Source organism: Pseudomonas folii (genome assembly GCF_014357575.1).
Taxonomy (GTDB): domain Bacteria; phylum Pseudomonadota; class Gammaproteobacteria; order Pseudomonadales; family Pseudomonadaceae; genus Aquipseudomonas; species Aquipseudomonas folii.
Genome location: NZ_JACONW010000247.1, coordinates 1 through 4,764, shown reverse-complemented (window position 1 = coordinate 4,764; position 4,764 = coordinate 1). Strand labels below are relative to the sequence as shown.

The following is a 4,764-nucleotide window of genomic DNA, read 5'->3' as shown; positions in this document are numbered from 1 at the left end:
CTTGCCCGCGATAAACGATGACGCGGTATGGCTTCTAGACGTGTCTCATGCATCGCGAGCAAGCTCACTCCTACAGGGGGGCTGCGTTCCACCCGCAATAACACCCCACCGCCATGGTGTGTGTCGCATCCACGGTTCGTCCCACAGTCAGTGCTTGCAGGATGGGTTCAATAAAGCTGTTGTCTGAATTGCAGGTGAGCCCTTCGCTGTGTGGCCCGAAATAGGCCAGTTTGCCCTCTCTATCCCAGATCGCCACGGCGGGGCTGGCGCTGATGTTTTCGGCCCCCTGCAAGTGCGTCAGCGGCTTGATAGCGCTTAAGGTTGAAGGGAGTTGACCATGGCTGCCGGTTTTTTGCACCGCATAAAAGTCCACGCCACCCTGTCCACCAAAATGCTCGATCAACTCGACAAGATGCTGTTGGTTGCCAACGTTGCAAGGGCAGGCGGGGTCCCAGAAGTGCACCACTCGCACCCTTCCCGGACCTGCCAGTTCGCTGGGCAGGCCGAGCGTGTCGCCATTAAAGAATGCGGCTTGATCACTGAACGGCCGCAAATAGCGACTTTGAAACCAGTCATAGCCAGCCCACAAAAGCCCTGCGCAGAGAATCGCGATCAGGCCTGCGACGAGCGTGCTGCGGTGTAAGGATTTCATTTCAAGCGCATCTGTTTGAGGGGGCTGGGTTGCCATGTTTCGGGATACAGCTGAATATCGCAGCACAGTCTATCGTCCCGCCGGAAACCTCATGTCTGCCACGTTCGACCCCGAAGCACTGCGCAACAGCCTGCAACCGCTCAGTGCCGCCCAGCCGTTGTCTGCTGAGGGCGCGGCTTACCAGCGATTTTACGTGCTGGACAGATTGGGTCTGGAGCGTCCGCTGCGCACCTGGCTGGGCAGAATGGATGTGGGTGGTTATGAGATTGTCGGGCAGGTCTGGATTCCGGATAAGCCCGTGGCGACGTTGTTTTTCATGCATGGTTTTTATGACCACATGGGCCTGTTCCGGCATGTGATCGAATGGGCGCTGAGCAAAGGCTTTGCAGTGATCACCTGTGATTTGCCCGGACACGGCTTGTCGAGTGGTCCGCGGGCCAGCATCAACGACTTCGCGGAGTATCAGGTCGTCCTGCAACGCCTGTTCGAAGAAGCCCGCGGACTGCAGTTGCCTACGCCGTGGCACCTTTGCGGACAAAGCACGGGGGCCGCGATTCTGATCGACCATCTGCTTGATCATGGCGTTGAAAGTCCCGCTCAAGGTCAGGTAATTCTGCTTGCGCCGCTGGTCAGGCCTCGGGCATGGGGTTGGTCAAAGCTGAGCTATCACCTGCTCAATCCCTTCGTCACGGGTATCGCCCGGCGCTTCAGCGAAAACTCCAACGCCCCGGCGTTTCTACCGTTTCTGTTGGCAGATCCCTTGCAGCCACGTCGTTTGCCGACTGCCTGGGTCGGTGCACTGGCGCGCTGGATCAAGCGTATCGAGTCCGCACCTTCAAGCCCGCGCAGCCCGATCATTATCCAGGGGGACGCCGACATGACCGTTGACTGGCGTCATAACCTGACGGTACTCAACGAGAAATTCGCCGAGCCAAAAGTGCTGATGATCGAGCATGCGCGCCATCATCTGGCGAACGAGCTGCCCGAGTTCCGCGCACTTTATTTCGCGTTTCTGGACCGCCAGATGCGCTGATGCTATTTGGCGACGGGGCTGCGGGTTTTGGCCAGGGTACGGCGCAGGCGGTAGTTATCCACCGCAAGGGAAACCATCACAACACTGGTTATTACCGAAAAGGCATCCTTGTCGAGGTAATGCAGGATGGCCCATGCCAGCAGTGACATGCCCAGGCCACAGATCAGCAGAAGTGCGGAATCTTTCATGCTGTGTACTGCCAGTGCTGGGGAAGCATTCTGCCGGGATGGTCGGTTTTGTAGATACCCGGATGCATGTGTATGCACGTCCTTAGCCAGTCCCGGTCGAGATTATTCCTGCTCGCCGTCAGCAGTACGTCAGCCAGCGATGTCCCGCCTGCGAGGGTTCGGCCCAGGGCAACAGCAATGCTGCCTACGACGGCCCCGGCATAGTAGGCGGCAGAGCATGCCCCCACGACGGCCAGTTTTTCCAGTCGAGTACCGGCGCCTATGACTTCCATCACCGTGACGCCTTTGCCGAACTTATCGATCTGGGTCGCGAGTGTCGTGGCGGTGGCAAGTGCGGTAGTCGCGTTGGCGAACAATGTTTCCGGTGCCGCCAGCCCGAGGGCGTCCATATTTTCTTTAAAGTATTTATAGAATTCTGACATTCCAAAAACTCCATTTTTTGCAGTGTTTGAGAAGCGAATATAAAGAGGCGAATCTTGGAGTCACGAGGTGCGCATCTGGTTCACAGGCGAGGCACTTTGTCCTGTCATCGGCAGGCTGCGAACGGGGTGCTTAAGGTGCAAGGCTCGACGAGCTTTGCCCAACGGCCAGCCCGGCGCGTATCGCTGCCAAGGCGGCCTGGTAGTAAGCCTTGCCGTCGGCTGATTCAGCAAACGTAGAAAACTCTTCCAGTTCCGGATCGGAAAGATCGCGGTAGACGTAGAGCAGGGTGTTATTCATGTCTGCCTCGATCTGCGCCATCAGGCGTTCGCGCTGTCCGTCGAGCATGCCTTGAGCCTGACCGCCGCCCAGCAATCCGGGAATCATCTGACTCAGGCTGTCGGCGGCCACACCGGCAATCGCCAGGCTGACTTCAGCCCCTGCCTGCTTGGCGGGTAGCGCTTGGGCCAAGTGACCGATCAACAGCTGGCGGGTGGCGTCGGCCTGGATTTGTGGCAGGCCTTTGGCATTTTTTGCCAACTGGTCAGGGCGGGTGGCGGTCAATTCGGCGTTGACGATCTTGCGCCCCAGCGGAGACTGGAAGAACTGCAGCGCAGGGGCGGGGTAGCGCAGACTTTCGCGCAGGCGCTTTTCAGCGCGTTGGTCCATGGCTTGAGGGGCGAAACGCTGATTGCTGTTGCTCACCAACGCTTGAAATACCGCCGGTGGCAGGCTGTTGCGATAGCGTTGTTGAGCCGCTTTAAGAGCGTCGTTGAAATGCGCGCGCTGTTCTGGCCAGCCGGCGACCTTGTACAACTGGTCATAGCTGTCTGCCCAGGCGGGCATCGTGCAGAACATCAACAACACAACAAACAAACGGCGCATAGGGACTCCTGTCGGCAGGCCGCTATTGTCCCGGTGGTTACGGGGCTTTGTCGAGTTATCAGTTCGCCGCCCCGGTGAAATTTCATTCACCTGGCGATCAGTCGAGTGCGCAGGCTTCCCGATTCCCGGGCGGCTGGATACTATGCGCCATGCAAATCGCCTCTGATCATCCGCTGCTGCTTCGAATCGTCGACGACCTCGCTGCCCGCGGCTGGTCGCAGCAAAATATTTTCCTGCCTGAAAGCCTGACGCTTGAGCTGGCCGACGAGTGCCGCACGCGTGCCGCCGAAGGTGAGCTCGCACCTGCTGCTGTTGGCCGCGGGCCATTTCAAGAGATCCGTGAAGGGATTCGTGGCGATCATATCCAGTGGCTGGAGGCTGGGCAGTCTGGGCCTTGCGATCGTTATCTGGGATTGATGGACAGCCTGCGTCAGGCCCTGAATCGCGGTTTGTTTCTGGGGCTGGAAGACTTCGAAAGCCATTTCGCGTTGTATCCGCCAGGGGCGTTCTATCTCAAGCATGTGGATCGCTTCCGCGACGATGACCGGCGTATGGTTTCAGCAGTGGTTTATCTGAACAACGCCTGGCTGCCGGAGCATGGTGGGCAACTGCGCATGTTCCTTGATGACGGGGTGGAATACGACGTGCAGCCAACCGGCGGCTGCCTGGTGGTATTCATGTCTGGTGATATCCCTCACGAAGTTATGCCTGCCAGCCGTGATCGGTTGTCCCTGACCGGCTGGTTTCGTCGGCGTGGGGATGGGTTTTTTTAGGCGGCGAGGGTGATGCGCGTTGCGTCATTCGTGGTGCCTCGCGAACAAGTTCGCTCCTACCTGTTAGCACCGTGTCAGGTAGGAGGCAACTTGTTGGCGAGGCGGTTTACCGGTTCGCCGCCGCCTTTCGCGAACTACAGGTCCTGCGTTGTTAGCTCTACGGCGCATTGCTTATCTGTAGAAATGAAATCTTTTTCATAAAACCCGGTTCTTCAAACCAGTAACTCACCACCGCGCTATGGTAGTAGGCATGTCACTCAAAGGCTGATCGCTGGTGCCTATAAAAACGGGAGAACCCATGAAAACCCTTTTTGCAAAAACTGCCCTCGCAGGCCTGCTGTTCGGGGTGTCGTTGATGGCCAGTGCTGCCGACGTTCCACGCACGCCATCACCCGCCGGTGCCGAGGTGTACATCATTTCGCCTAAAGACGGCGCGACGGTGCCGGGGACGTTCAAGGTCCAGTTTGGCCTCAAAGGCATGGGTGTTGCGCCTGCTGGCGTGGACATTCCCGAAACCGGCCACCATCACTTGCTGATCGACGTCAAAGACCAGCCGGACCTCAATGCACCGCTGCCGATGACCGACAACATTCGTCATTTTGGTAAAGGGCAGACCGAAACCGAAATCACCCTGCCGCCCGGCCCGCACACCCTGCAGTTGTTGGTCGGCGACAAGAGCCACATTCCGCTGAACCCTTCGGTTGAGTCGAAGATGATCAGGGTGAATGTTCGATAGTCTGGACTGGCAATAATCCCTCTAGGGCTTGCCTCGGTTTCAATGGCTCCGCAATTGCGCGCAGTAAACATTGGGCC

At 58.1% G+C, this 4,764-nt stretch carries 7 protein-coding genes; 3 read left to right on the top strand and 4 right to left on the bottom strand.

The genetic code is table 11. The features are described from left to right. Positions 1–70: 70 nt before the first annotated feature. Complete coding sequence (locus H8S59_RS26125; protein WP_187523295.1) at positions 71–652, bottom strand: DUF6436 domain-containing protein; 582 nt, start codon at positions 650–652, stop codon at positions 71–73. A gap of 91 nt (positions 653–743) precedes the next feature. On the opposite strand from H8S59_RS26125, the gene bipL reads away from it, so the two are divergent. Then, entirely contained in the window at positions 744–1,685 is a 942-nt protein-coding gene (bipL, locus tag H8S59_RS26120; protein ID WP_187523294.1) for a phospholipase BipL, read from the top strand. A 2-nt stretch (positions 1,686–1,687) separates the two neighbouring features. Here bipL and H8S59_RS26115 read toward each other — a convergent pair whose 3' ends face one another. The 3 genes from H8S59_RS26115 to H8S59_RS26105 form a co-directional block, all read right to left on the bottom strand. Then, entirely contained in the window at positions 1,688–1,873 is a 186-nt protein-coding gene (locus H8S59_RS26115; protein WP_187523293.1) for a hypothetical protein, read from the bottom strand. Then, positions 1,870–2,295, bottom strand: coding sequence for a hypothetical protein (locus tag H8S59_RS26110; protein WP_095092616.1), 426 nt, complete (start codon positions 2,293–2,295; stop codon positions 1,870–1,872). The genes H8S59_RS26115 and H8S59_RS26110 overlap by 4 nt, the downstream gene beginning before the upstream one ends. Before the next feature lie 130 nt (positions 2,296–2,425). Next, positions 2,426–3,178 carry a DUF2059 domain-containing protein gene (locus H8S59_RS26105; protein WP_187523292.1) on the bottom strand — a complete coding sequence of 251 codons (753 nt, stop codon included), beginning with the start codon at positions 3,176–3,178 and terminating at the stop codon, positions 2,426–2,428. Positions 3,179–3,327: 149 nt separating this feature from the next. Here H8S59_RS26105 and H8S59_RS26100 point away from each other — a divergent pair, with 149 nt between their 5' ends. After that, positions 3,328–3,951, top strand: a complete 624-nt coding sequence (locus H8S59_RS26100) for a 2OG-Fe(II) oxygenase (RefSeq protein WP_187523291.1) — start codon at positions 3,328–3,330, stop codon at positions 3,949–3,951. A 298-nt stretch (positions 3,952–4,249) separates the two neighbouring features. Then, the gene (locus H8S59_RS26095) at positions 4,250–4,687 is read left to right on the top strand and encodes a DUF4399 domain-containing protein (RefSeq protein WP_187523290.1); all 438 of its coding nucleotides are present in this window, start codon (positions 4,250–4,252) and stop codon (positions 4,685–4,687) included. Positions 4,688–4,764: the final 77 nt, after the last annotated feature.

Excerpts from the sequence above, each read along its gene's own strand:
- H8S59_RS26110 (WP_095092616.1), bottom strand. The coding sequence starts at position 2,295 with ATGTCAGAATTCTATAAATACTTTAAAGAAAATATGGACGCCCTCGGG.
- H8S59_RS26100 (WP_187523291.1), top strand. The coding sequence starts at position 3,328 with ATGCAAATCGCCTCTGATCATCCGCTGCTGCTTCGAATCGTCGACGAC.
- H8S59_RS26125 (WP_187523295.1), bottom strand. The coding sequence starts at position 652 with ATGAAATCCTTACACCGCAGCACGCTCGTCGCAGGCCTGATCGCGATT.
- H8S59_RS26105 (WP_187523292.1), bottom strand. The coding sequence starts at position 3,178 with ATGCGCCGTTTGTTTGTTGTGTTGTTGATGTTCTGCACGATGCCCGCC.
- H8S59_RS26115 (WP_187523293.1), bottom strand. The coding sequence starts at position 1,873 with ATGAAAGATTCCGCACTTCTGCTGATCTGTGGCCTGGGCATGTCACTG.
- H8S59_RS26095 (WP_187523290.1), top strand. The coding sequence starts at position 4,250 with ATGAAAACCCTTTTTGCAAAAACTGCCCTCGCAGGCCTGCTGTTCGGG.
- bipL (WP_187523294.1), top strand. The coding sequence starts at position 744 with ATGTCTGCCACGTTCGACCCCGAAGCACTGCGCAACAGCCTGCAACCG.